20 protein-coding genes and 1 pseudogene are annotated in these 24,574 nt (G+C 73.0%); 12 read left to right on the top strand and 9 right to left on the bottom strand.

Features of this window, described 5'->3' with window-relative positions; translation table 11 throughout:
* Positions 1 to 3: 3 nt before the first annotated feature.
* Positions 4 to 459, top strand: coding sequence for a murein hydrolase activator EnvC family protein (locus ACQEUR_RS12030; protein ID WP_433029537.1), 456 nt, complete (start codon positions 4 to 6; stop codon positions 457 to 459).
* Here ACQEUR_RS12030 and ACQEUR_RS12035 read toward each other — a convergent pair.
* Positions 344 to 1,534 (bottom strand): aminotransferase class V-fold PLP-dependent enzyme, encoded by a 1,191-nt coding sequence (locus ACQEUR_RS12035; protein WP_433029475.1) that lies wholly within the window; start codon positions 1,532 to 1,534, stop codon positions 344 to 346. The genes ACQEUR_RS12030 and ACQEUR_RS12035 overlap by 116 nt on opposite strands.
* A 299-nt stretch (positions 1,535 to 1,833) precedes the next feature.
* The gene (locus tag ACQEUR_RS12040; protein ID WP_433029477.1) at positions 1,834 to 2,775 is read right to left on the bottom strand and encodes a tyrosine recombinase XerC; all 942 of its coding nucleotides are present in this window, start codon (positions 2,773 to 2,775) and stop codon (positions 1,834 to 1,836) included.
* Between the two features lie 242 nt (positions 2,776 to 3,017).
* On the opposite strand from ACQEUR_RS12040, the gene ACQEUR_RS12045 reads away from it, so the two are divergent.
* Positions 3,018 to 3,758, top strand: coding sequence for a carbohydrate-binding domain-containing protein (locus ACQEUR_RS12045; RefSeq protein ID WP_433029479.1), 741 nt, complete (start codon positions 3,018 to 3,020; stop codon positions 3,756 to 3,758).
* Between the two features lie 188 nt (positions 3,759 to 3,946).
* Here the strand turns inward: ACQEUR_RS12045 and ACQEUR_RS12050 are convergent, their stop codons facing one another.
* The 4 genes from ACQEUR_RS12050 to ACQEUR_RS12065 all read right to left on the bottom strand — a co-directional run bounded on the left by ACQEUR_RS12050 (position 3,947) and on the right by ACQEUR_RS12065 (position 8,575).
* Positions 3,947 to 5,230, bottom strand: coding sequence for a DNA-processing protein DprA (locus tag ACQEUR_RS12050; RefSeq protein WP_433029481.1), 1,284 nt, complete (start codon positions 5,228 to 5,230; stop codon positions 3,947 to 3,949).
* Positions 5,227 to 6,747 (bottom strand): YifB family Mg chelatase-like AAA ATPase, encoded by a 1,521-nt coding sequence (locus tag ACQEUR_RS12055; protein WP_433029483.1) that lies wholly within the window; start codon positions 6,745 to 6,747, stop codon positions 5,227 to 5,229. Before ACQEUR_RS12055 ends, ACQEUR_RS12050 begins: the two co-directional genes overlap by 4 nt.
* Before the next feature lie 280 nt (positions 6,748 to 7,027).
* Positions 7,028 to 8,059 carry a threonine aldolase family protein gene (locus ACQEUR_RS12060; RefSeq protein WP_433029485.1) on the bottom strand — a complete coding sequence of 344 codons (1,032 nt, stop codon included), beginning with the start codon at positions 8,057 to 8,059 and terminating at the stop codon, positions 7,028 to 7,030.
* A gap of 156 nt (positions 8,060 to 8,215) precedes the next feature.
* Positions 8,216 to 8,575, bottom strand: a complete 360-nt coding sequence (locus ACQEUR_RS12065; RefSeq protein ID WP_433029487.1) for a YraN family protein — start codon at positions 8,573 to 8,575, stop codon at positions 8,216 to 8,218.
* A 206-nt stretch (positions 8,576 to 8,781) separates the two neighbouring features.
* Between ACQEUR_RS12065 and ACQEUR_RS12070 the strand changes: the two genes are divergently transcribed.
* From ACQEUR_RS12070 to ACQEUR_RS12105, 8 genes are all read left to right on the top strand, one after another.
* The gene (locus ACQEUR_RS12070; RefSeq protein ID WP_433029489.1) at positions 8,782 to 10,680 is read left to right on the top strand and encodes a hypothetical protein; all 1,899 of its coding nucleotides are present in this window, start codon (positions 8,782 to 8,784) and stop codon (positions 10,678 to 10,680) included.
* 430 nt (positions 10,681 to 11,110) lie between these two features.
* Positions 11,111 to 12,040 carry a 30S ribosomal protein S2 gene (gene rpsB / locus ACQEUR_RS12075; protein ID WP_433029491.1) on the top strand — a complete coding sequence of 310 codons (930 nt, stop codon included), beginning with the start codon at positions 11,111 to 11,113 and terminating at the stop codon, positions 12,038 to 12,040.
* A gap of 129 nt (positions 12,041 to 12,169) precedes the next feature.
* Positions 12,170 to 13,000, top strand: a complete 831-nt coding sequence (tsf, locus tag ACQEUR_RS12080; RefSeq protein WP_433029493.1) for a translation elongation factor Ts — start codon at positions 12,170 to 12,172, stop codon at positions 12,998 to 13,000.
* Between the two features lie 202 nt (positions 13,001 to 13,202).
* Positions 13,203 to 13,970 (top strand): UMP kinase, encoded by a 768-nt coding sequence (pyrH, locus tag ACQEUR_RS12085; RefSeq protein ID WP_433029495.1) that lies wholly within the window; start codon positions 13,203 to 13,205, stop codon positions 13,968 to 13,970.
* Between the two features lie 99 nt (positions 13,971 to 14,069).
* Positions 14,070 to 14,627 (top strand): ribosome recycling factor, encoded by a 558-nt coding sequence (gene frr / locus ACQEUR_RS12090; RefSeq protein WP_433029497.1) that lies wholly within the window; start codon positions 14,070 to 14,072, stop codon positions 14,625 to 14,627.
* On the top strand, positions 14,627 to 15,916 hold the full coding sequence (locus ACQEUR_RS12095; RefSeq protein ID WP_433029499.1) for a phosphatidate cytidylyltransferase: 1,290 nt from the start codon (positions 14,627 to 14,629) through the stop codon (positions 15,914 to 15,916). Before frr ends, ACQEUR_RS12095 begins: the two co-directional genes overlap by 1 nt.
* A 103-nt stretch (positions 15,917 to 16,019) precedes the next feature.
* Positions 16,020 to 17,147, top strand: a complete 1,128-nt coding sequence (gene rlmN, locus ACQEUR_RS12100) for a 23S rRNA (adenine(2503)-C(2))-methyltransferase RlmN (protein WP_433029501.1) — start codon at positions 16,020 to 16,022, stop codon at positions 17,145 to 17,147.
* Positions 17,144 to 18,271 (top strand): DivIVA domain-containing protein, encoded by a 1,128-nt coding sequence (locus ACQEUR_RS12105; RefSeq protein WP_433029503.1) that lies wholly within the window; start codon positions 17,144 to 17,146, stop codon positions 18,269 to 18,271. Before rlmN ends, ACQEUR_RS12105 begins: the two co-directional genes overlap by 4 nt.
* A 715-nt stretch (positions 18,272 to 18,986) precedes the next feature.
* Here the strand turns inward: ACQEUR_RS12105 and ACQEUR_RS12110 are convergent.
* Positions 18,987 to 19,229, bottom strand: coding sequence for a hypothetical protein (locus ACQEUR_RS12110; protein ID WP_433029505.1), 243 nt, complete (start codon positions 19,227 to 19,229; stop codon positions 18,987 to 18,989).
* 264 nt (positions 19,230 to 19,493) lie between these two features.
* Here ACQEUR_RS12110 and ACQEUR_RS12115 point away from each other — a divergent pair.
* Positions 19,494 to 21,081, top strand: a pseudogene (locus tag ACQEUR_RS12115) (Rieske 2Fe-2S domain-containing protein).
* A gap of 78 nt (positions 21,082 to 21,159) precedes the next feature.
* Here the strand turns inward: ACQEUR_RS12115 and ACQEUR_RS12120 are convergent.
* Complete coding sequence (locus ACQEUR_RS12120) at positions 21,160 to 22,806, bottom strand: phytoene desaturase family protein (RefSeq protein WP_433029507.1); 1,647 nt, start codon at positions 22,804 to 22,806, stop codon at positions 21,160 to 21,162.
* 80 nt (positions 22,807 to 22,886) lie between these two features.
* Positions 22,887 to 23,582, bottom strand: a complete 696-nt coding sequence (locus ACQEUR_RS12125; protein ID WP_433029509.1) for a TetR/AcrR family transcriptional regulator — start codon at positions 23,580 to 23,582, stop codon at positions 22,887 to 22,889.
* 110 nt (positions 23,583 to 23,692) lie between these two features.
* Between ACQEUR_RS12125 and ACQEUR_RS12130 the strand changes: the two genes are divergently transcribed.
* Positions 23,693 to 24,535 carry an MMPL family transporter gene (locus tag ACQEUR_RS12130; protein WP_433029511.1) on the top strand — a complete coding sequence of 281 codons (843 nt, stop codon included), beginning with the start codon at positions 23,693 to 23,695 and terminating at the stop codon, positions 24,533 to 24,535.
* Positions 24,536 to 24,574 lie beyond the last annotated feature (39 nt).

Raw genomic sequence — 24,574 nt, forward strand, 5'->3', positions numbered from 1 at the left:
TGGATGCCGGGCCACCGCGGGGTGGACCTGGCGACGCGGGCCGGCGCGACGGTCCGCAGCGCGGGGGGCGGGACGGTCCTCTTCGCCGGGATGGTCGCCGGCCGTCCGGTCGTGAGCGTCTCCCATCCCCGGGGGCTGCGCACCACCTACGAACCGGTACGACCGGTGGTCGCTGCCGGTGACCGGGTCGAGCCCGGGGATCCGATCGGCATACTGGTCGCCGGCCACCCCGGCTGTGCGGCCGGGGCGGGGACCTGCCTGCACTGGGGGCTGCGCCGGGGTGCGGACTACCTGGACCCGTTGCTGCTGCTGGGGTTCGGCCGGGTCCGGCTGCTGCCGGTGGTCAGGCCGCGGCGGAGAGCAGGGCGGGAAGGCTGTCGGCCAACCGGTCGTACTCCTCGGCCCGGTTGTAGACCTGCGCGGAGAGCCGAAGCCAACCCCGCTCCTGCCACGGATTGATCGCGACGTCGGTGCGGAGTTCGCCGGCGATCCGGTCCCGCAGCGCGATGGCGGCGGGATAGGTGGTCGCCATGCCGGGCGGCAGCGGGAGCAGCCGCATGGAGACCGTGGGGCCGCCCGGGTCGATCAGGTCCGCCGGTGGTACGCCGAGAGCCCGGCCGACGACCCACTGCCCGTACGCTGCCAACGCGGCATTGTGGGACCGGACCCGATCCAGACCGAGCGTGCGCAGGGTGAACAGGCCCACCGGTGCGGCGAGCCAGCCGCTGTAGTCGAGGGTGCCCTGCCATTCCACCCGTGCCGGAAACCCGGTGTCCTGCTGCCACGACACGACCAGTGGCTCGATGCGGGGCCGCCACGGCGGCGCCACGGCCAGCGCGGCGGTACCGCGCGGGGCGAACCCCCATTTGTGCAGGTTGCCGACCCAGAAGTCGGCACCGATGGCGTCCACGTCGACCGGCAGCATGCCGGGCGCGTGCGCCCCGTCGACCAGCACCGGTACGTCCCGTTCCCGGGCCACGGCGACGATCGCGGCGGTCGGCAGGAGACGGGCGGTCGAGGAGGTGAGCTGGTCGACGATGAGCAACCGCGTGCGCCCCGGCCGGATGCCGGCGCGGACGATCTCGACGACCTCCTCGTCGGTCGCGTCCAGCGGCACCGCGACGGTGCGGCGTACCGCCCCCGTCCGCCGGGTCTCCCGGTCCACGGAGATGGCCACCGCTCCGTACCCGTGGTCGGTGCAGAGCACCTCGTCCTCCGGCTCCAGCCGCAGTGACTGAAGCACCACGGCCACTCCGGTGGTCACGTTGCCGACCAGCGCGGTGCCCTCGGGGTCGGCGCCGAGGAAGGCGGCCAGGTGTCGCCGGGCATGGGCGAGCCGATCGACGAGCCCTCGGTTGAAGAACCGCATCGGATTGGACTCGATCTCGTCGCGGAGCCGCTGCTGGGTCCGCTGGACGCCGATCGGCACCGTGCCGTACGACCCGTGGTTGAGGTGGGCGACGGCCGGATCGAGCGAGAAGAGGAGCCGGGCCCCGGGGATCGGCGCGGGCGGCTGTGGTCCGGCGGCGCTCACCCGGTGATCGTACCGCCCGGACGATCACGTATCGGCTTCCTCCTTGGTCAGGCGGGCCGCGCTCCGGGGCGGGGGGTCGTTCCCGCCGCCGCGTCCCTTCGGCCCGTCGGCCGCGGTTCTGGCCGGCAGGGTTCCAGCCCGCTCGGCGCGCGCCCGGTCCGGCGGCGACGCTGGCGACGCAGGTTACGCCCGGCTGATTCCTGGGCTTCCCGTCAGGGCCCCGGCGGCCTGGCGGTAGCTGGGGTGGCCGTTTTACCGAGATGGGGACGGTGGCGCGCAGCTGGCTCCTTCGCCTCCCGTCAGGCCCGGGGGTGCGCCTGGCGGTAGGCGGCGCGCAGTCGCTCCACCGAGACATGGGTGTAGAGCTGGGTGCTGGCCAGGGAGGCGTGCCCGAGCAGTTCCTGCACCGCCCGGAGGTCCGCGCCCCCCTCCAGCAGGTGAGTGGCCGCGGTGTGCCGCAGCCCGTGCGGGGTGATCCGGGGCAGGTCGGCGGCCCGGGCGTAGTTGGCGACCAGCCGCCGGACGACGGTGGGCTGGAGCCGGCCACCCCGGGCGCCCAGCAGCAGTGCGCCGCCACTGCTCCGTCCGGCCAGCGCCGGCCGTCCCACTTCCAGCCACTCGTCGAGGGCGCGCTGCGCCGGCACCCCGTAGGGCACCGAGCGTTCCTTGTCGCCCTTGCCCAACACCCGTACCACCCGGCGGGCGGCATCGACGTCGCCGACGTCCAGGCCACAGAGTTCGGCCACCCGGATCCCGGTGCCGTAGAGCAGTTCGAGCACGGCCCGATCCCGGAGCAGCACCGGGGCGGGCTCCTGGCCGGGCGCCAGGACAAGTTCGGTGGCCTGGTCGGCCCGGAGCACGGCGGGAAGCTCACGGTGTGCCCGAGGGCTCGCGAGCGGAGCACCGACGTCGGTCTCCAACAGCCCGGTCCGGTGCGCCCAGGCGCTGAAGGTACGGGCGGACGCCGCGCGTCGGGCCAGCGACGCGCGGGCGGCGCCGAGCGTACGGAGCTTGGCCAGCCAGCTGCGCAGCACGGTGATGTCGAGTTCGGCGAGGGTCGTGCAGCCCATCCGGCCCGCATGGTCCAGCAGTGAGACCGTGTCGGCCACGTAGGCCCGAACGGTGTGCACCGACCGGTTGTCGACCTGGGCCAGGTGCCGGGCGAACTCGTCCACGGCGTCCCGGAAGGGTTCCGGCAGGGCCTCGTGGACCGATCGGGTGCTGCGTTCCTGGCGACTCATCACCCTCGACCGTGGGTCCGCGAGGGCGGTACGTCAAGCCGGCTCGCCGCACGACCCGAGACCATCGCGCTCCAAGGAGGCCGAGCTCGGTGATCGCTTGCTTGAGCGGTTAACCACTGTGTCGTTGTCCGGAGAGGTGATCGGGCCGGCGGGCCGGAGGAGGGATTGACTTAACCGTTTAAGGCGTCCACCATGCGGAGACAGACATCGATTAACCTCACTGTTAGGGGGGAGCAATCCAGATGAAACGTCTCGTCTCGCTCGTGACGATGGCCGCGATGGCGGTCGCCGGCGCGCTGGCCCTGGCCGCGCCCGCGAGCGCCGAACCGGCACCGAACGGCTACCCGTACTGCGTGAACGGCAGTGCCAGCGACCCCGACGGCGACGGTTGGGGTTGGGAGAACAACCAGTCCTGCGTCGTGCGCGGCGGTCCCGCCGACGGTGGTGGCGGCGGTGGCGGTGGCGGTGGCGCGAGCCTCGCCTGTCCGTCCGGGGCGACCTGCGGTTCGTACACCGTCAGCGGGCTGGGCGCCCGCAAGCAGGCGGTCACCAGCGCGGGCGGCAACGTCCTGGACCTGGCGATCGCCATGCTCGAAACCGACAACATGCAGACCAACTATCCCTACGGCGACAACAAGTCCGGGGACGCCGCGAACTTCGGGATCTTCAAGCAGAACTGGTTCATGCTGCGCAACGCCTGTTCCCGCTTCCAGGGGCAGAGCGCCAGCAACTGGAACAACGGTGCCGCGCTGAACAGCAACCTCGGTGCGGACGTGCAGTGCCGGCACGCCAGCGAGAGCTACTACGGGACCGACCGTTGGTTCGCCGGCCACCGCAACGGGGAGACCGGCATCAACAACCCCAACACGGCCGACATCAACCGCTACAAGACGGCCGTCTACTGGATCCGCGACCAACTCAACTCCAACTCGGCCAACCGCAGCAACGACGTCCGGTACTGGGTGAACGTGCCTCCGATCTGACGGTCCGGAGCGGCGACCCCCGGCGCGAGTCGCCGCTCGCGAGCTCGTCCGGCACGACGGCGCTGGCCGACGGATACCCCCACCCGGCTGTCACCCGGCCCGGCCCGGCCCACCCCGGACCGGCCGGGGCGCCGGACGGGGAGACGTGACCGACCGGCCATCGCCGTGCCCAAAGCCGGTGACGGCGCTCATCCCGACGGTGGTCCGGGTGGCTGTCCCCGGGGTCGGACCCGGGCCGGTGGGAGCGCGTACCCGTTGTCACGGCGTACGACGAGGCCCAGCTGCTCCAACATGGACAGCTTGCGCAGCGCGGTACGCAGGGCGAGCCCGGACCGCGCCGCGAGAGCGTCCGGACCGAGCGAGCCCCGTCGGGGCACCGATTCGAGGACCAGCGCCGACTCGTCGTCAAGCGCGTCGTGCGGCCGCTGCGGACCGCGCGCGGGCGGGGCCAGGTCGGCGCCGATCCGGCCGACCTCCTCCAGAATGTGCGGTAACCCGGTGACCAGCCGGGCCTCGGGATATTCCCGCAGTGTCTCGTGCGCACCGACCGACATGGCCGAGGTGACCGGCCCTGGCACGACCATGGCCGGCCGCTTGAGCGCGAGCGCCCGGTGCAGCGTCTGGGTCGCTCCGCTGCGGGCAGCCGCCTCCACCAGGACCGTGCCGCTGGTCGCGGCCGCGATGACCCGGTTGCGGATCAGGAAGCGGGGCCGGAGCGGTTCGGCGCCCGGCAGCCACTCGCTGATCAGCAGACCGTCCTCGGCGATCCGGTCGAACAGCGCGGTGTGACCCACCGGGTAGGGCCGGTCCACCCCGCACGCGAGCACCGCCACGGTCAACCCGCCGGCGTTGAGGGCCCCCCGGTGCGCCGCCGCGTCGATGCCGTACGCCCCGCCGGAGACGACGGTCCAACCCCGTTCGGCGAGCCCGAAACCGATCTCGGTCGCCACGTGCAGGCCGTACGGGGTGGCGGCGCGGGAGCCGACCACCGCCACCGACCGCTGTAACGCCTCGGCCAGCGGCCAGGCGCCGCGTACCCAGAAGCAGAGTGGCGGGGCGGTCTCCTGGTCAACCCGTCGGGCGGCGCTGGCCAGGGCGAGACGGCTCAGGTCCCGCAGTCTCGGCGGCCAGTCCTCGTCCTCGGGCGTGACGAGGCGTGCCCCGATCCGCTCGGTTCGCTCCGCCGCGTCCGCCGCGATCTCCCAGGGATCGTCGGCGGCGGTCCGGGACACCACGGCCGCCCGCAGCTTCGGGTCGGAAGCCTCTCCGGCGAGCAGGTGACGGAGTGCGTCCACCGGGCCGAGCCGCGCGACCAGCAGCGACACCGCCCGGTTGCCGGGTTCGGCGAGCCAGGTCAGGGCGATCCGGGCGAGCCGGATCTCGTCCATCCCGGCACCCCCGGGTACCCCCGACGGCGGCTCCGCCGCCGGATCGGTCGCCGGGCCCGCCACCGGATCCGTCGGCGGCGTCATCCCGCGCTCCCGACGCGCAGCTGGGTCGCCTCGTCGACGTCGTGGGCGTCCGGGCGGTCCCGGCCGTCGAGGTCGGCGATGGTCCAGGCGAGCCGGATCACCCGGTCGAAGCCTCTGGCCGACAGGGAACCGCTGTCGAGCCGGCGCCGCAGCGAGTGCGTGTCGTCCGCCGGCAGCCGCCACGGTGGTCGGCGCAGGTGCGGCCCCGGCACCTCGGCGTTGACCCGCCAACCCCCGTCGGCCCAGCGCGCGGCGGCCGCCGCCCTCGCCTTGCCGACCCGTTCGGCGACCAGCGCCGAGGACTCGGTGGTCAGCCCGCCCTCCATCAGCTCGGCGGCGCGCATCGGGGCCAGTGTCACCTGTACGTCGATGCGGTCCAGCAGCGGGCCGGAGAGCCGCCCCAGGTAGCGGCGGCGGGCCAGCGGGGTGCATTCGCAGTACGCGTCGCCGGCCGGTTTCGCACAGGGGCACGGGTTCGCCGCCATCACCAGCTGCACCTGGGCCGGGTATTCGGTGCCGCCCCGGGCCCGGGTGAGCATGACCCGGCCGCTCTCCAGCGGTTGCCGGAGCGCCTCCAGCGCCCCCTTGCCGAATTCCGCGGCCTCGTCCAGGAAGAGCACCCCGCGGTGGGCCAGCGAGATCGCGCCGGGCCGGGCGAGTCCGCTGCCGCCACCGACCAGTGAGGCCACCGTGGCCGTGTGGTGCGGTGCCTGGAACGGTGGCCGGCGCAGCAGTTGGCCGTCCGGGGGCAGGACACCGGCGATGGAGTGCAGCGCCGTCACCTCCAACGCTGCCGCGTCGTCCAGCTCGGGAAGGATCGAGGGGAGGCGCTCGGCGAGCATGGTCTTGCCGGCACCCGGTGGGCCGAGCAGCGCCAGGTGGTGCCCGCCCGCCGCGGAGACCTCAAGGGCTCGACGGCCGAGGCCCTGGCCGGCCACGTCGGCCAGATCGAGCCCGGGGGAGGGCACGGCGGGCGGTCGGCAGGGCGGATCGAGCAGCGGGGCACCGTCCCGGATGAACGCCACCAGCCGGTGCAGGGTGTCGACGGCCCGGATCCGTACCCCGGGCACGACCGCCGCCTCGGTGGCGTTGTGCAGCGGCACGACCACCCGGCGGATCCCGGCGCGGGCCGCCGCCGCGACCATCGGCAGTACGCCCCGGACGGGGCGGACGGTGCCGTCCAGGCCCAGCTCGCCGAGCACGGCGACATCGTCCAGCGGGGCGAGGGGCAGTTCCCCGGCACCGCCCAGCAGCGCGGCGGCGATCGCCAGGTCGAACGCGGAGCCGTGCTTGGGCAGCGTGGCGGGAAGCAGGTTGACGGTGATGCGGCGGTTCGGCCACCGCTGTCCGGAGTTGACGATGGCGGCACGGACCCGGTCCCGCGCCTCGTTCAGCGCGGTGTCGGGCAGTCCGGACAGGACGACGGTGGGTAGGCCCGGGGCCAGGTCGGCCTCGACCTCGACGAGGTGTCCGGTCACCCCGACGAGTCCCACGCAGAGCACCTTGGCGTAGCTCATCGTCGGGTCCCGGGAATCGACTGGTTCGGCGGCGTCATGTCCTCGACGGTGCCGGGGCGGTGGCGGTCGGCGATACCCGGTGATCGGTGACTGTGGATAACCAGGTGCCCTGTGGATGTCCGGACGATCAAGCCCTCGGTGTGCTAAGCGTCCGCCGGTGCGGCACCGCCGGGCAGGTCGTCATTTCAGGTCGGCGCGGAGCAGGTCGGGGCGGAGCAGACCGGAGCGGAGAGGCCGGAGCGAGAGGTCGGAGCGGAGCAGACCGAGCGGGATGGACCGATCAGGCGACGGCGGCCCGGCGCAGCAGCTCGTGAACCAGTTCGACGACCTCCGCCGGGCTGAACTGCATCGCGTTCTCGCCCACGCTGACCTCGAAGCTGCACCGGGTGGGATCCGGCGCCGACCGGACCCGGCCGAACAGCTGGGTACCGTGCTCGGCGACCATGGCGGCACCGGCGCGTTCGACAGCGGGTACGGGCGCGGGCAGGTGCACGTGGAAGATCGGCGTCTGTGGCGGATCGGGCCAGGCGAGGGCCGCGCCGTCCGCGTTGATCGCCGCCGCGATCGCGATCGCGTGCTCCCGGAAGGCCGGCATCCGGGGCACCAGCGTGTCCAGCCCGACCAGCGCCGCCAGCGCGAGCGGCCAGGCGTCGTGGATGGCGCCGCCGAGTCGGGTACGCCACGGCATCGCCTCGGCGATGGTCGCGGCATCGGCGGCCAGGACGGCGCCCCGGATGCCCTGAAGGCCCTTGTTCTCCGGCGATCTCGTGTACCACGCCAGGTAGGTCTGGGCCTCCCAGACTCGCGCTCCGTCCAGATGCGCCGCCGCCCCGCGGGTTCGGGCGGTGGCGACCTGCTCGGCCAGGTCCTCCCATTCCGGCAGTTGCCCGCCGATGTCCCGCTGCGGCAACTCCCAGAGCACGGCCGCCAGGGGTTCGCCGATCGCCGCGAGATCCGCAGTGGTCATCAACCGGTGCCGGTCACCTGCCGGGTGGAAGCGCAGGCCGTGCACCACCTGGTAACCCTGCCCCTCCCACAGCTCCAGATGGGTCTGCGGGTGCGCCGCGAAGCCCGGCCGAGCCCGCCGCGCGGCGTGGATCCGCAGCACGACCTGCTGCGCCATCGTCCCGGTCGGGAAGAACAGCGCGGATTCCGTACCGAGCAGGTCGGCGATCCGCCGCTCCAGCCGGGCGACCGGCCCGTGCGGCCCGGACGGCGGGGTGTCGTCGTCGACGTGGTCCAGCAGTTGTCGCAGCACCGCGCTGGAAAACCGTTCAGCGGGGCGGGCGGTAGCCCAGAACGACGTGGACATGGCCTGGCCGGTGGCGGACGGGCTGGAGTCGCCGACGGCATGGCGGGCGATCCCCGAGCATACCCTTGCAATGAGCGCATCACATGCCGAGACCGACGGTGATCCGACGGGTCGCCGGACGCGGAGCCTGCCGTCGCCGCAACGGCGGAGCGCGGCTCAGAAGGCGGACCGGGTGTGTTCGACCCGTGCCGCCCCGGCCCGCGCGGCGTACACCTCGACGACGTCGAAGCGTACCTGCTCCGGGTGGGCGTCCGTGCTCCGCAGCCACTCGGCGGCCAGCCGGCGCAGCCGGCGCGCCTTGGTGCCGACGACCGCCTCGGCCGGCGTGCCGAAGGCGTCGGACCGGCGGGTCTTGACCTCGCAGAACGCGAGGACGTCGCCCTCCCAGGCGATGATGTCGACCTCCCCGTCCGCACACCGCCAGTTCCGCGCCACCACGCGCAGCCCCGCCTCGATCAGGTGCCGCACGGCACACCGCTCGCCGTACGCGCCGAGGGCCTGTCTCGCCGTCGTCATGCGCCAACCGTGGCCGGTACCGCCGGGCCGGGAAAGGCCCCGAGGGCGGAGCTGTGGATATCCGGGCAGCCTGTGGACGGCCGGACGATCAAGGGTCTGCCAAAGCAGGCCTTCTCGCCGAGAGGGCATCGACCTGGAATCCTCGGACTGCCGGTGGCAACCCGCATCCGGCAGCCGGCTGGCGGTTGCCCGCACACGGCACGTCCGTGCCGTGGCCCACCCGACGCAACTCCCCCGAAGAGCCGGTGCCCGCCTGGCGAGCCGGCGAGCAGGGCGCCGCCGACCCGCAGTGGCCCGGCCCGGGCGAGGACCGCTACGACGCTGCCGCCCACGCCGCGCCGGGGCAGTTCGGCGGTACGGCGACCGAGGACCGGTACGGCCAGCCCGGTGACCCCGGATCCGACCGGTACGGCGAGCCGGGCCGGCACGGCGTCGCGGAGCGGTTCGGCCCGGCGGAGCCATCCGGCGCGGGCCACCTCGGCGGAGACGGCTACGCCGGCTCGGCGCCGCACCGGCAGGAGTCCGCGTTGGAACTGCCGTTGCCGCGCCTCGATCCGTCGGCGGCGCCCGTTCCGTCGAGCTATTCCGCGCTCCAGCCGGGTGAGTCCGCGGTTCAGCCCGGTTATCCCGCGGCGCAGCCCGGTTACTCCGCGGCGCAGCCCGGTTACCCCACGGCTCAGTACGGTGAGTCCGCGTTCCGGCCGGATCAGTCCACGCCCCAGCCGGGCCAGTCCGGGCTCGGGGTCGGAACCCAGTCCGGGCTCCAGGCCGAAACTCAGTCCCGGGGCGGATACCCGCACTCCGAGGCCGGTCATCCGACCGCCCAGCCCGGTTACCCACCGGCTCAGCCCGGCTATTCCGCGGTCGAGCCCGCCCTCTCCACCGTCCAGCCCGGCTTCTCCACGATGCTCGACGGTTCCGCCACGGATGCGTCCCGTCCCGCCACGAGCCAGCCCGGTTACTCCGCCACCCAGCCCGGCCATTCTTCGGCCCAGCCGGGTTACTCCGTCACCCAGACCGGCTACCCGGCCCAGCCGGGCCACTCGTCGGCCCAGTCCGGCTACGCCGCCGCCGAGCCCGGCCACTCGTCGGCCCAGTCCGGCTACGCCGCCGCCCAGCCCGGCTACTCATCGGCCCAGCCCGGTTACCCCACCGCCGATTCCGGCGACTCCGCCGCCGGGCCGGGTCGGACCACCGGCGTCGCGTACGGGTACTCCAACGGGTTCGACGGCTCGGGAGACGACGGACTCTCCGCGGACGGTCGCGGCCTGGACGGTCGCGGCCTGCGCAGTGAGGGCTTCCCGACCGACGACCGCGACGCCGGCCCACACGCTCCGCTGCTGACCCGTCGCGGCGAGGCGCACCCGGTCGGGACGGAATCCGACCAGGCTCCCTCCGTCGCCGACCCGGGTCGTTCCCCGCTGAGCGGTTACCCGATCGTGCGGCCGGGTGGCGCCGGGGACCGGACCGGGTCGCTGGAGCAGCCGACGGGCCCGGTGCCGCAGGTCGGGTCCCGACCGAGCGCGGATCCCGGCAACGCGGACCCGGAAGCGGCGCCGTACCGGGAGTCGGCCGACCGCGAGGCCCGGCAGGAGGTCGCCTCGGTTTACCCGGAGGGGAGGTCCGGGAGATCGGCGTCGCAGTCGTCGCCGGTGTCCGCATCGTCGTACGCCTCCGGCACCGCCTCGGGGACGGGCCCGTCGGGCGCGTTGGCGGTGAACCCGGCCGGGTTCGGTGGGGGAGGCGGGGCCCCCGCCGGATTCGGCGCGGATAGCGGGCCCACGACGGGGTTCGCCCCGGCCGAGGGGATCTACCGGACCCGGCGCCCCGCCGTGGCGCTGCTGTTGGCCCTCCTCACTGTGATCTTCGAGGTGCCGGCGGTACGGGTGCTCCTGGATTCGGCCGTCGGTGATCAGGTGTCGCCGTCCGGGGTGCTCGCCGGGACCTTCCTCGCGCTGGGCCTGCCGATCTTCGCCAGCGGTCTGTACGGGCTGATCACCACCACCGCCCTCTCCGACACCGGCCGGGTCTGGCTCCGGCCACCGGTCGGGTACCTGGTGACCGGTCTGGTGCTCTTCGTCGCGGCGGGGCTCGCGGTCGGCTGACCGCCCGGGCCGGGGCCGCGGCTGCCGGCGGTGTCCGCCTCGGCCGGCTGATCACCCGACTCGGGGCCGCGGCTGCCGCCGGTGTCCGCCCCGACCGGCCGCCCGCGGGCCGCAGCCGCCGGCCCGGGTCCGCCGGCCGCGGACGCCGCCACCGGCGCGGCCCGGGTGCGCCGATATGGGTGTCCTGGCCCAGGTCGAAGGGCTGACGGGGGTTTGCGCGCCGGTGGGTACGGCGGGGCGTACACTTGTCGACTGGCGACCGCCTCGCGCGGTCGACCTCGCGCGCCCTCTCCACGGTCCCGACTGCGGAGCGACGGCCCCCTGGTCCCGATGTCTCCATCGGGTCGGTCATGGCCGGCGACCAGGTGCCAGGACGCCAGGCCGCCCGGCCCGGCGTGACAAACCAGGGACATTGAAGGAGCACCCCACCATGGCCGTGGTAACCATGCGCCAGCTGCTTGAGAGCGGCGTTCACTTCGGGCACCAGACCCGGCGCTGGAACCCGAAGATGAAGCGCTTCATCTTCACCGAGCGCAACGGCATCTACATCATCGACCTCCGCCAGACTCTCGAGTACATCGAGAAGGCGTACGAGTTCGTGCGCGGGACCGTCGCCGAGGGCGGCAGCATCCTCTTCGTCGGCACGAAGAAGCAGGCCCAGGAGGCCATCTCCGAGCAGGCGACCCGGGTCGGTCAGCCGTACGTCAACCACCGCTGGCTGGGTGGCATGCTGACCAACTTCCAGACGGTCTACAAGCGGCTGCAGCGGATGAAGGAGCTGGAGGCGCTGGGCGACCTCTCCGGCACCGCGCAGGGTTACACCAAGAAGGAGACCCTGCAGCTCTCCCGCGAGAAGGACAAGCTGACCCGCACCCTCGGCGGCCTCCGCGACATGCAGAAGGTGCCGGCCGCGATCTGGGTCGTCGACACCAAGAAGGAGCAGATCGCCGTCGACGAGGCCCGCAAGCTGGGCATTCCGGTGATCGCCGTGCTCGACACCAACTGCGACCCGGACGAGGTCGACTTCCCGATCCCGGGCAACGACGACGCGATCCGTTCCGCGGAGCTGCTCACCAGGGTCATCGCGGCGGCGGTCGGTGACGGTCTGATCGCCCGCTCGGGCAAGCGCCGGGGCACCGACGAGAAGCCCGAGCCGGGCGTCGTCGGAGCCGACGAGCCGCTGGCCGAGTGGGAGCGTGAGCTGATCGAGGACACCGAGAAGAAGGCTGCCGGCGATTCGGAGCCGAAGGCCGACTCGGAGCCGAAGGCCGACTCGGAGCCGAAGGCCGACTCGGAGCCGAAGGCTGCCGACGACTCGGAGCAGAAGGCCGGCGAGCCGGCGACCGTCGCCGCCGAGTGACCTCGCCGTCGGGTCCGCCGGCCGGTCGTCCGGCCGGCGAACCCGACCTGGTACGAGGACACGGTGGGCCCGGAGCCGGGTAAACCGCACAACACGGAATCAGCCGCGTCACACACCGAAGAGAGAGTCATGTCCAACTTCACCGCCGCGGACGTCAAGAAGCTCCGGGACCTCACCGGCGCCGGCATGATGGACTGCAAGAAGGCACTCACCGAGGCCGAGGGCGACTTCGACAAGGCCGTCGAGATCCTGCGCGTCAAGGGCGCCAAGGACGTCGGCAAGCGGGCCGGCCGCACCGCCGCCAACGGTCTGGTCGCGCACTCCGGCAGGGCGCTGCTCGAGCTCAACTGCGAAACCGACTTCGTCGCCAAGAACAGCGACTTCATCGCGCTCGCCCAGCGGCTGGTCGAGCACGGCGAGCAGAGCGGGGCCGCGGACGCCGAGGCGCTGCTCGCCTCGACGCTGTCCGACGGTCGTACGGTGGCCGACACCATCCAGGAGCAGTCCGCGAAGATCGGCGAGAAGCTGGTGCTCAACCGGTTCGCCGTGCTGGACGGCACCGTCGCGGTCTACCTGCACCGCAAGGCGCAGGACCTGCCGCCGCAGGTGGGCGTCATGGTCGAGTACGCCGGCAAGTCCGACGAGGCGGGCGACGCCGACGCGCGCGGGGTGGCGATGCAGATCGCGGCCATGCGCCCCCGGTACGTCACCCGGGACGAGGTGCCGGCCGAGACCGTCGCCTCGGAGCGGCGCATCGCCGAGCAGACGGCCCGCGAGGAGGGCAAGCCGGAGGCCGCGATGCCGAAGATCGTCGAGGGCCGGGTCAACGCCTTCTTCAAGGACTTCGTCCTGCTGGAGCAGGCCTCGGTGACCGACAACAAGAAGTCGGTCAAGCAGCTGCTCGCCGAGGCGGGCATCGAGGTCACCCGGTTCGTCCGGTTCGAGGTCGGCCAGGCCTGAGCGATCGACCGTACGTGTGAACCGTTCCGGGCTCCGGCCCGGGACACGGGAGAGGAGGCCGCAGGTGTACGTGACAGGCACCGCGGCCTCTTCGTCACGTAGGGTCAGCAGCGCGGACAGGGCCGGCAGCGGCATTTACGGTCAGCAGCGGCAGGTTGGGTGACGGGGCGCCGGTTGTGTCGGCGTGGGAGAGGCGAGTCGGATGACGCAGGTTGTGAGTGACCGGACCCTGGCGGCGGACGATCCCACGGCACCGCCGCCCGGCCGTGCCCGACGGGTGGTGCTCAAGCTCTCCGGCGAGGTCTTCGGGGGCGGCGCCATCGGCGTCGATCCCGACGTGGTGCAGGCCATCGCGCGGCAGATCGCCACGGTCGTACGCCGGGGCGTGCAGGTCTCGGTGGTGGTCGGCGGCGGCAACTTCTTCCGGGGCGCCGAGTTGCAGAAGCGCGGGATGGACCGGGCCCGGGCCGACTACATGGGCATGCTCGGCACGGTGATGAACTGCCTGGCGTTGCAGGACTTCCTGGAAAAGGAAGGCATCGAGACCCGGGTGCAGAGCGCCATCACGATGGCCCAGGTCGCCGAGCCCTACATACCGTTGCGGGCCATCCGGCACCTGGAGAAGGGCCGCGTGGTGATCTTCGGTGCCGGTGCCGGAATGCCGTACTTCTCCACCGACACCGTCGCCGCGCAGCGTGCGCTGGAGATCCGTGCCGATGTGGTGCTGATGAGCAAGAACGGCGTGGACGGGGTGTACACGGCGGACCCGCGTACCGACCCGGACGCCAGCAAGCTGGACGCGATCACGTTTGACGAGGCGCTGCGCCGGGGGCTTCGGGTCGCCGACGCCGCCGCCTTCAGCCTGTGTATGGAGAACGGCCTGCCGATGCTGGTGTTCGGCGCCGAGGGCGACGACACGATCATCCGTGCCGTCGGCGGAGAACGGATCGGCACCTTGATCACGGCGTGAGCCGGGACCATCGAGCCGCGGCCTCGACCGGGAGATCGGGCCGGGGCACGGGTTGAGTTCTATCGGAGCAGCATCCAGCAGAAGGAGGCGAAGGAGCAGGTGATCGACGACACCCTCCTCGAGGCCGAGGAGAAGATGGAGCGTGCGGTCGAGCACGCCAAGGAGGAGTTCGGGGCCATCCGCACCGGGCGCGCCACTCCGGCCATGTTCTCCAAGATCATCATCGACTACTACGGCACCCCGACCCCGCTGACCCAGATGGCCTCCGTCGGCGTCCCCGAGCCCCGGATGGCGCTCATCAAGCCGTACGACGCCTCGCAGCTGCAGGCCATGGAGAAGGCGATCCGCGACTCCGACCTCGGTGTCAACCCCAACAACGAGGGCAACCAGCTGCGCATCCTGCTGCCGCAGATGACCGAGGAGCGGCGACGGGACATGATCAAGGTTGCCCGGCACAAGGGTGAGGAAGCCAAGGTGGCGATCCGCAACATCCGGCGCCGGGGCAAGGAGGAGCTGGACCGGATCGTCAAGGACGGCGAAGCGGGTGAGGACGAGGGCCGCCGCGCCGAGAAGGAGCTGGAGGACCTCACCCACCGGTACGTGGCCCACGTCGACGAGCTGGTCAAGCACAAGGAAACCGAATTGCTCGAGGTCTGATGTCCCAGGTCGACCCCTACGGCGGTAGCGCGGAGCCGCGTGGCTGGCAGCGGCCGGGTTCCCCGCCCGGCCCGGACTGGCCGCGCGGCCCCGAGCGGTCTCCACGCCGCCAGGACGACGCGCCGGGTCGACAGTGGCCCGACGGCGACGACACCTGGGTCCGGGCGCGGCGCAGCGGTGCCGCGCCTGACACCTATGCCGCGCCGCCCGACCACGCGCTGCCCGACCAGCCGCCGGGGGAGCTGACCGCCCACCGCGGCGGTCACCTCGGCGGGGAGCAGCCGGACCCGGTGACGGCGGCGGGGCCCCGTCCGGGGGTTGGCGGCCTCTCCCCGTACCCTGGCGCGCTCGACGACCGTGGCGCGGGCCCGATCGAGCCGGACCCGGTCGGTTGGCCGCTGGCCGACGCGGAGCCGTTGCCTTCCCGGCGCGGTCCCGGCCGCCGCCGGGCGACCCGGTCGGGGCGGCCCGCCGGTTCCGGGCGGGCCGGACGCAACCTCCCGGCCGCCGTCGGCGTGGGGCTCGGTCTGGGCGCGGCCATCGTGGTGCCGCTCTTCCTGCTCCGGCCGGCCTTCCTCGTCGTGGTGGCGGCCGCGGTCGTGATCGGGATCTGGGAGATGGTCCGGGCGCTGCGGCCGGGCGGTATCCATCCCCCACTGGTACCGCTGCTGGCGGGCGGACTGCTCATGGTCGGCCTGGCCTGGTGGGCGGGGCCGGACGCGCTCAGCCTGGGCCTGCTGGTGACGGTGCTGGCCACCCTGGTCTGGCGGCTCGGCGACGGGCCGGCCGGCTACCAGCGCGACATGACGGCGGCCACCCTGATCGCGGTCTACGTGCCGTTCCTCGGCGGGTTCGCGGCCCTGCTCGCGGTGCCGGCGGACGGCGACCTGCGGGTACTGGTCACCCTCGCGGCCGTGGTGCTCTCCGACACCGGCGGGTACGCCGCCGGCGTCGCCTTCGGCAGGCATCCGATGGCACCCACGGTCAGCCCCAAGAAGTCCTGGGAGGGTTTCGCCGGTTCGGTGCTGGCGGCGGCCGTCGGTAGCGCCCTGCTGCTGGGACTCCTGCTCGACGTCGCACCCTGGTGGGGGGCGCTGTTCGGGGTCGCGGTCTCGGTGGCGGCGGTCCTGGGTGACCTCGGTGAGTCCCTGATCAAGCGGGATCTCGACATCAAGGACATGAGCAATCTGCTGCCGGGGCACGGTGGGCTGATGGACCGGCTCGATTCGGTGCTGTTCGCGGTGCCGACCGGCTACCTCCTACTGGCGATCTTCGCCCCGCCCGGCTGAGCCGCGACGTGAGGCATCACACCCGGGCGATCCGGCCCGGTCCGCCGGTTCGGTTCCCTCGGCCGAGTGCGTTGTCGCCGTGGCGTGGGAGACTGGACAAGCCATGACGAGTCTGCCCATGATCCCGATCGCCCCGACCACCTCCGCCGCCGCACGCCGCGCCGCGCTGCCACCCCGGCACCTCGCCGACCTGGACCTGCCCGGCCGGCAGGCGGCCGTCACCGAGCTGGGGGAGGCGGGCTTCCGGGCACGGCAGCTCTCCACGCACTACTTCGGTCGGCTGGTACGCGATCCCGCGCGGATGACCGACCTGCCCGCGGGGGTCCGTGACCGGTTGGCCGACGCCCTGCTGCCGACCCTGCTCACGCCGGTCCGGGAGGTCGCCTGTGACGACGGCGCGACCCGCAAGGCGGTGTGGCGGCTGCACGACGGCTCGCTGGTCGAGAGCGTGCTGATGGGTTACTCCGACCGCGTCACCGTCTGCATCTCCAGCCAGGCGGGCTGCGGCATGGCCTGTCCGTTCTGCGCGACCGGCCAGGCCGGGCTGACCCGCAACCTCTCCACGGCCGAGATCGTCGACCAGGCCGTCCACCTGGCCGGCGTCGCCGCCTCCGGGGTGGTCACCGGCGCGCCGGCCCGGCTGTCCCACGTGGTCTTCATGGGCATGGGCGAGCCCCTGGCCAACTACTCCCGGGTGGTCGCGGCGGTCCGCCGGCTCTGCGCGCCGGCACCGGAGGGGCTCGGTCTCTCCCAGCGCCACATCACGGTCTCCACCGTCGGCCTGGTGCCGGCGATGCGCCGGCTGGCCGACGAGGGACTCTCGGTGACGCTTGCGTTGTCGTTGCACGCGCCCGATGATGAGCTGCGCGACGAATTGGTGCCGGTCAACCAGCGGTGGAAGGTGGCCGAGGTCCTCGACGCCGCGTGGGACTACGCGGAGCGCACCGGGCGTCGCGTGTCCATCGAATACGCAATGATCAGAGATGTGAATGACCAGCCGTGGCGTGCCGACCTACTGGGTCGGTTGTTGGCCGGCCGGCTGGCACATGTGAACCTCATCCCGCTCAACCCGACGCCGGGCAGTCGGTGGGACGCCAGTCCCAAGCCGGTGGAGCGGGAGTTCGTCCGGCGACTGCGCGCGGCCGGTGTCTCGACGACCGTCCGGGACACCCGTGGACGCGACATCGACGGAGCATGTGGCCAGTTGGCCGCGGCGGCGGTGACACAGTGAGCGAGCGAACCAGGAGACATAGTGGCAGTCAGGGTCAGCGTTTCCGGCGCAAGGCGCTCCGGCGGGGCTACAAGGTCGAAGAGGTGGACTCGTTCCTCGACCGTGTCGAGGCCACGCTCGCCGGGGAGCCGCTGGGCGCGCCCGTCGCCTCTCAGGAGGTGCACGACGTCGTCTTCCGGGTCCGCTTCGGCGGCTACGACGAGTGGCAGGTGGACCTGCACCTCGACCGGGTGGAGCGACAGATCGCCGAGTTGGAGGAGCGCGGCGGCGGCGCTCGCGGCCGTGAGGGTGAGCCTCGGCTGGGCGACCGGATGGGTCCGCCGGATCGGATGGGTCCGCCGGATCGGATGGGTCCGCCGGATCGGATGGGCCCGCCGGACCGCATGGGTCCGCCCCGCGACGACCGGGCGCCGTCGCTGCCGCCCCGGCCGATGGCGGCGCAGGCCGGTGGCCCGAACGACCCCTACGGCCAGTACGACGAGCCCACCGGCACGTTCAACGGCGGGTTCGACCCGGCGCAACGCGGTGGCTTCGAGCCGTCCCAGCGCGGTGGTTTCGATCCGCCGCAGCGGGGTGGTTTTGAGCCGTCCCAGCCGCCGCAGCGGGGTGGGTTCGAGCCGTCCCAGCGCGGTGGTTTCGATCCGCCGCAGCGGGGTGGTTTTGAGCCGTCCCAGCCGCCGCAGCGGGGTGGGTTCGACCCGGCGCAGCGCGGTGGTTTCGATCCGCCGCAGCGGGGCGATTTCGACCCGTCCCAGCGCGGTGGTTTCGACCCGGCCCAGCGGGGCGGCTTCGAGCCGTCCCAGCCGCCGCAGCGCGGTGGGTTCGATCCGGCGCAGCGGGGTGGTTTCGAGCCGTCCCAGCCGCCGCAGCGGGGTGGTTTCGACCCGCGCGACCGGCGCGCCGCCGGTTCCGCCGCGCGGGCCGGCTGGCCCGGGTGGAGGCTTCGGCCCGGGGCCGAACGAGCGCTTCGACGGCTTCGAGCCGGGCCGGCACGGCAAGGCGGACATGACCGCCGAAATCAGACTGCCGGATCGGGACCTCCGCCGGGAGCCCGGCGGCCCTCCCGCGCCGATGGGTCCGCCTCCGGGCGGTCCTCCGCCCATGCCGGGGCGCCCGGTCGCTGACGCCCCCACCGTCGTCGGTCCGCTCGGTGGCCCGCCACCGGGGGCCGGTCTGGGCGGCCCCGCACCGACGGGCGGTCCGATGGGGCGCATCGACCACATCCGGCGCACGTTCCAGGTCCGTCGGTTCGGCAGCGGCTACGACCCGGAACAGGTCGATCGGCTGTTCGAGGGGATCCTCGGCGGCATGGCAGGGCGCGGACCGATGCCGGTCAACCCCGCCGATCTGGACACCCTGCGGTTCGGACTGGTGCCCGGCGGCTACTTCGAGGCCGAGGTCGACGCCGCGCTCAAAGAGGTGAAGGACCTGCTGCTGGCCAGACGGCTTCCGGCGCGGTCGGCCGTCCGGCCCGACCGCGCCCCACCGGTGTCCCGCAGGTGCGCCGATGGCCGGCCCTGCGCGCACGCCGGCGAGATCCGGGCGCCCGACCGGCCGGGTCCGCCTGAGTGTGCGGCGGCCGGCCTTCCCCGGCGCGGCGGTATGGCGGAGATCAGGGCGCGGGTCCCCGGCGGCCAGACGCGCTCCCTCGGGGGCACGGCGAGATCACGGGTCCCCGGGTGGCACGGCGAGATCGGGACACGGCGTCCGCGGCGGTCGCCGGGCGCCTCCCGCGAGATCAGGCGGGGGTCCACGCGGGCCGGGGGCCACCGGGCGCCGAGACGGGGTGCGCCCGGCTGCGGGACCACCAGGTCACGCGGGCCGGCTCGGAATGTCGGGCTACCCGCCGACCGCGTGTCGCCGGGTGCGCGGAATCAGGAACGGAGTCCGTTGCGGCGCAGGACGGCGTCCGCGATGACGACGACCACCAGGGCCAGGGCGATCGGGGACGAGCCAGAGCTTGGCGATGCCGCTGACCTCGTTGTTGTTGAAAATCATCGCCACCAGTGCGGCGGCCGAGACCAGGGCGCCGATCTGGCCCGCCCTGCGGTGCCCCGGCTTGCGCTGGTCGGGTGACGTCACCGGCTCGCTTCCAGCCACTTTCTGGTCCTTCCCTCACGATCGCGTCCGGGTCAAGTCTGGCATGCGTCGTACGGCCGGCGCCGCAGGGCCTCCCGTCTGTGGTCCGCACCGGGCCCGCGGCGCACCGACGGGGAGGCGCCGCCGCCGGTCAGGGGCACAAGCTGGCGTCGCGGGTCGGTGTCGGCACGGCCTCCGGTAGCGTTTGGCGTACACCTTGACTGCCCGCGTGCAGGGCGGGCCTGTGATGACTAGGGGGAGTGTGCGGTGCGAGTGACCGGTACGGGCCACGCGAGTATGCGGATAGACACCGGCGCGGGCAGCATCCTCTGCGACCCCTGGGTCAACCCGGCATATTTTGCCTCGTGGTTCCCGTTCCCGGACAATTCACAGCTCGACTGGGAGACCCTCGGCGACGTCGACTACCTCTACGTCTCCCACCTGCACCGGGACCACTTCGACGCGGCACACCTCAAGCGGTTCATCTCCAAGAAGGCGACCGTCCTGCTGCCGGAGTACCCCACCTCGGAGCTGGAGGACGAGTTGCGGGCGCTCGGCTTCACCAGCTTCCTGCGGACGAAGAGCGAGGAGGTCACCGAGCTCGACGGCGGCCTCAAGGTGATGATCCAGGCGCTGACCAGCCCCACCGACGGCCCGATCGGCGACTCCTCGCTCTGGGTGGAGTACGACGGCGTACGGCTGCTCAACCAGAACGACGCCCGCCCCACCGACCTCGCCGTCTTCGCCGAGCTGGGCCACGTGCACGCGCACCTGCTCCAGTTCTCCGGCGCGATCTGGTACCCGATGGTCTGGCGCTGCGCCGCCCACCGCCGCGGAAGACCGCCTCTCTGCGCAGCGGGATCGCGCTCTGACCGGACTCGCGCCATCATCGACGACCTCAAGGCGTCGCACGTCTTCCCGATCGCCGGCCCGCCCTGTTTCCTCGACGACGAGCTGTGGCAGTTCAACGACATCCACGGCGACGAGGGCAACATCTTCCCCGACCAGTCGGTGTTCCTGCGGGAGTACGCCAAGGTCGGTGGCGACAACGGCGTGGTGCTGCTGCCCGGCAGCGTGGCGGAACTGACCACCGAGACCTGCGAGACGACCCACCCGACGCCGGTGGACGAGTTCTTCGCCAACAAGGAGGCCCACCTCGTCGAGATGCGGGAGCGCAAGCGCCCGGTCATCGAGGCGGAGAAGGCGTCCTGGCGGCACCCCGAGATCGACGTGCTCAAGGAGATGAAGCAGCGGATCGAGCCGCTGCTGGAGGAGTCGATCTACCTCGCCAAGGGGGTGGCCGGTCCGGTTCGACCTGGTCGGCACCGACAGCTCGGGCGGGGAGACGGTCGAGTCCATCGTGGTGGACTTCCCCGGCAAGCAGGTGCGGCCGTACGCGGACGAGAAGGTGCGCTACCGGTTCCGTACCGAGCGGGCGCTGATCGAGCACCTGCTGCACATCGGCGAGGTGGACTGGGTCAACTCGCTCTTCCTCTCCTGCCGCTTCTCCGCCGCCCGGATCGGGCAGTACAACGAGTTCGTCTACGCCTTCTTCAAGTGCCTCTCCGAGGAGCGGCTCCAGTACGCCGAGGGCTGGTACGACGAGCACGAGCGGACCACCGACGCCGAGGACATCACGCTGGGCGACTGGGTCGTGCAGCGGCGCTGCCCGCATCTGAAGGCGGACCTGACCCGGTTCGGCATCGTGGAGGGCAACCAGCTCACCTGCCAGCTGCACGGCTGGCGGTTCGACCTGGAGAGCGGGCGCTGCCTGACCAGCGTCGGCCACCAGGTCCGGGCCCGTCGCGCCGACGCCCCGGCGCCGCAACCGAGCCCCGGGCCGACCGCCGGCTGAACCGGGAGCCGCCGGAGCGGGCCGCCGCGGTCGGCGCGCCCGCCGCCGGTCCGGCCGCGCCGGAGCCGGCCGCCCCGGTCAGCGCCCCGCGGCCAGCCCGGGCCTGCCGGAGCCGCCGGGGCCGATTCGCCCCAGGTCGGCGAGGATCCGCCGGGCGGCGTTGTGACCGGCGGCCCCGATCACGCTGCCGGCCGGATGGCAGCCGGCGCTGCCCGCGTAGAGCCCGTCCAGCCCGGTCGCGTACGGCATCCGGTCGGTGAACGAGACCGTGTTGTCGACGTGGTGGATGTGCCCGCCGCTGATCCCGAAGTGCGCCTCGATCCCCGGCGGGGTCAGCGGTACCGCGTCGGCGACCAGGTCGGTGGTGCCGGGGGCGTACCGGTCGCAGATCGCCAGCAGCTTCTCCAGGTACCCGGGCAGCGCGGCGTCCCAGGACGTTCCGGCCGGCGCGTACGGGACCGACTGCACGAAGAGCGCGGAGGAGTGGTGTCCCGCATCGTCCCGCAGCGACGGGTCGACGGTCGTGTGCAGGTACCACTCGATGGTCGGCTCCGCCGGCAGCCGCCCGGCCTGGACGTCCGCCCACATGCCGCGCAGCGCCGCCATCGGCGCCGCGTCCTGGTCGGCGCCGGAGAGCAGGGACGCCGAGCCGGGCAGCAGGTGGATGGTGGCGCCGAACGGGCTCGGCGCGTCGGCGGGCAGGCAGGAGAAGTGGGGCAGGCCGGAGAGGGCCAGGTTGACCTTGAGCGTGCTGCCGGGACGGCGGGTCGCCGCCATCCGCCCGGTGAGCGACGCCGGCAGGGCGCCGTCGGGCGCCAGCTCCATCAGCCGGTACGGGTCGCAGGCGCCGAGGACCACCGGCGCGGCGATCTCCCGCCCGTCGGCCACCACCACCCCGCTCGCGGCACCGCCGTCGACGGTGATCGCGGCGACCGGCGTACCGCTGAAGATCCTCGCCCCGGCCGACCGGGCCGCGTCGGCGACGGTGGCGGCGACGGTGCCCATCCCACCGGCCACGATCATCCAGGTGCCGCCGGCGCCCGGCAGTCGGCACATGTTGTGGGCCAGGAAGTTGTGCCCGGTGCCGGGGTCGTCCGGGCCGGCGTTGAGCCCGGAGAGGCCGTCGGTCACCGCGTACATCGAGACCAGCAGCTCGGAGCGGAAGTCGAACCGGGCCAGGTAGTCGGCGACCGAGCCGCGTACCAGGTCGACGAAGACCTGGCGCAGCGCGGGCCGGATGTGCCGGTCGGCGGTCTCCTCGACGGGCAGCGGCTCGGCCAGCCAGGCCGGCGCGAGGTCCTCGCGCAGCGCGGCCAGTTCGGCCTGCATGGCGTCGTCGGCCGCCACGTCGGCGGGGGAGAAGAACCGCTCCATCTGCGCCCGCGTCACCTCCCGGTCGGCCCCGAAGAGCAGGTACGGCGAGCCGGCGCCCCCCGGCGTGGGCAGGAAGTAGTGCGGGTCCCGGCGCAGCACCGGCAGCTCGACGTCGAGCAGCCGGATCAGCTCCGGCGGCATGAGGCCGAGCAGGTAGGACCCGGTGGAGTGGCGCAGTTGCGGCACCCTCGGGAACGGCCGCTCGGTGCGGGCGGCCCCGCCGATCGTGCCGGCCGCCTCCAGGACGACCACGTCGAGCCCGGCGCGGGCCAGCAGCACGGCGGAGACCAGGCCGTTGTGGCCGGCGCCGACGATCACCACGTCGGCCCGGGCGGGCAGCTCGGCACTCATGCTCCGGGAGCCTAGCCTCACCGGTTCACCGAGGGCGACGGTTGTGCTGACCGGCGGCTCGACCGGTCGAGCCGCCGGGATCAGGGGTTGAGCTGTCCGAGGAACCCGGCCAGTTCCGCCTCGAAGAGCGCCTCGGGATCGGTCAGTGCCCACCGCAGGTGGTTGAAGACCTCCATGGAGACCATCCCGTAGAGCATGGTCCAGCCGGCCAGGAAGACGTACGCCACCTCGGTCGGGACCTCGCCGTGCTGCTGGCGCAGCGGCCCGAGGCAGTCGGCCAGCCGCCGGTCGAGCAGCTCCGGCGGGGGTACCGGGAACGGTGCCCGGTGCCACAGGTCGAGGAAGGGGCGCATGAACACCGCGCCGAACCGGGCGCCGGGGTGGTTCTGGTCGGTGCAGCCCTCCTCGAAGGCGTCGATGCCGGGGGTGGGGGCGCCGAAGGCCAACCCGAACTCGGCCGGGTGTCGTACCGCCCAGTTCCGGAACGCCCGCGCCATCGCGGCGAGTTGGTCGGTCGGTTCCGCGCCGGCAGCGTCCCGGGCCGCCTCGACGTGCTGGCGCAGTTCGTCGTAGAGGTCCCCGGCCAACTGCACGACCAGGGCTTCGAGGCTCGGGAAGTAGCGGTAGATGGCCGGTGCGGTCATGCCCATCTCCCGGGCGATGGCCCGCAGTGAGATCGCCTGCGGCCCACCGGTCACCAGCAGGCGGCGTGCCCCGTCCTTGATCTCGGAGACGGTCGCGGTACGGAGGCGCTCCCGCCGGGTGGGCACTGTCATAGCGAACCCCCTTGACCTACGAAAACGGCCGTTGCCATAGTGAACGTTGTTCACTCGGATAACGCGACGTTACGGCACCGACCTTAGCGTCCGGTGGGAGGCCCGCAGCGATGTTTGCCTGGTGGGGACGGACGGTCGTCCGCGTCCGATGGGTGGTGCTCGCCGCCGCCCTGGTGCTCGCCGCCCTCGGGGTGGCCTGGGGGTCGGGGGTCTTCGGGTCGCTGACCGGCGGTGGCTTCGACGACCCGGCCAGCGAGTCGAGCCGGACCGAGCGGCAGATCACGGCGCAGCTCGGCAACCAGGGCGCCGACCTGGTCGTGCTCTACTCCAGCGCCAGCGTCGCGGTGGACCAGCCGGCGTTCCGCGCCCCGGTCACCGCCATCCTGGACCGGCTCCGCCAACACCCGGAGATCGCCAGCGTGAGCAGCTGGTACGAGACCGGGGCCCCGAACCTGCTCGCCACCGACCGGCACGCCACGTACGCGCTGGTACAGCTGCGCGCGACCGACCCGGACGAGCAGACCGACCGGTACGAGGAGCTGCGGCCGGCGCTGGACGCCCCGGGGGTCACCACCGAGGTCGGTGGCAACGTCGCCTTCCTCGCGGAGTCCAACCGGCAGACCACCGAGGACATCACCCGGGCCGAAACACTCTCGCTGCCGGTCCTGCTGGTGCTGCTCATCCTGATCTTCCGCGGCCTGGTCGCCGCCGCGACACCGCTGCTGGTCGGCGGCCTGGCGATCCTGGGCGCGTTCGTCGCGGTCCGGCTGATCAGCACGGTCACCGACGTCTCGGTCTTCGCGATCAACATCATCACCCTGATCGGGCTGGGCATGGCGGTCGACTACGCGCTCTTCGTGGTCGTACGCCGGTTCCGAGGAGCGGCGCCGGTCATCAACGTCATGATCCAGCGCACCATGGCGACCGCCGGCGGCAGGCGATCTCCGGTCTGATCATCGCGACGGCCCTGGGCCAGCCTGCTGATCTTCCCG

This window comes from Plantactinospora sp. CA-290183 (assembly GCF_050936375.1).
In the GTDB taxonomy this organism is placed as follows: Bacteria; Actinomycetota; Actinomycetes; order Mycobacteriales; family Micromonosporaceae; genus Plantactinospora.

What these genes read in the sequence shown, in the direction of transcription:
- ACQEUR_RS12030 (WP_433029537.1), top strand. Translation starts at nt 4, where the DNA reads ATGCCGGGCCACCGCGGGGTGGACCTGGCGACGCGGGCCGGCGCGACG.
- ACQEUR_RS12040 (WP_433029477.1), bottom strand. Translation starts at nt 2,775, where the DNA reads ATGAGTCGCCAGGAACGCAGCACCCGATCGGTCCACGAGGCCCTGCCG.
- ACQEUR_RS12045 (WP_433029479.1), top strand. Translation starts at nt 3,018, where the DNA reads ATGAAACGTCTCGTCTCGCTCGTGACGATGGCCGCGATGGCGGTCGCC.
- ACQEUR_RS12050 (WP_433029481.1), bottom strand. Translation starts at nt 5,230, where the DNA reads ATGACGCCGCCGACGGATCCGGTGGCGGGCCCGGCGACCGATCCGGCG.
- ACQEUR_RS12055 (WP_433029483.1), bottom strand. Translation starts at nt 6,747, where the DNA reads ATGAGCTACGCCAAGGTGCTCTGCGTGGGACTCGTCGGGGTGACCGGA.
- ACQEUR_RS12060 (WP_433029485.1), bottom strand. Translation starts at nt 8,059, where the DNA reads ATGTCCACGTCGTTCTGGGCTACCGCCCGCCCCGCTGAACGGTTTTCC.
- ACQEUR_RS12065 (WP_433029487.1), bottom strand. Translation starts at nt 8,575, where the DNA reads ATGACGACGGCGAGACAGGCCCTCGGCGCGTACGGCGAGCGGTGTGCC.
- rpsB (WP_433029491.1), top strand. Translation starts at nt 11,111, where the DNA reads ATGGCCGTGGTAACCATGCGCCAGCTGCTTGAGAGCGGCGTTCACTTC.
- tsf (WP_433029493.1), top strand. Translation starts at nt 12,170, where the DNA reads ATGTCCAACTTCACCGCCGCGGACGTCAAGAAGCTCCGGGACCTCACC.
- pyrH (WP_433029495.1), top strand. Translation starts at nt 13,203, where the DNA reads ATGACGCAGGTTGTGAGTGACCGGACCCTGGCGGCGGACGATCCCACG.
- ACQEUR_RS12095 (WP_433029499.1), top strand. Translation starts at nt 14,627, where the DNA reads ATGTCCCAGGTCGACCCCTACGGCGGTAGCGCGGAGCCGCGTGGCTGG.
- rlmN (WP_433029501.1), top strand. Translation starts at nt 16,020, where the DNA reads ATGACGAGTCTGCCCATGATCCCGATCGCCCCGACCACCTCCGCCGCC.
- ACQEUR_RS12120 (WP_433029507.1), bottom strand. Translation starts at nt 22,806, where the DNA reads ATGAGTGCCGAGCTGCCCGCCCGGGCCGACGTGGTGATCGTCGGCGCC.
- ACQEUR_RS12125 (WP_433029509.1), bottom strand. Translation starts at nt 23,582, where the DNA reads ATGACAGTGCCCACCCGGCGGGAGCGCCTCCGTACCGCGACCGTCTCC.
- ACQEUR_RS12130 (WP_433029511.1), top strand. Translation starts at nt 23,693, where the DNA reads ATGTTTGCCTGGTGGGGACGGACGGTCGTCCGCGTCCGATGGGTGGTG.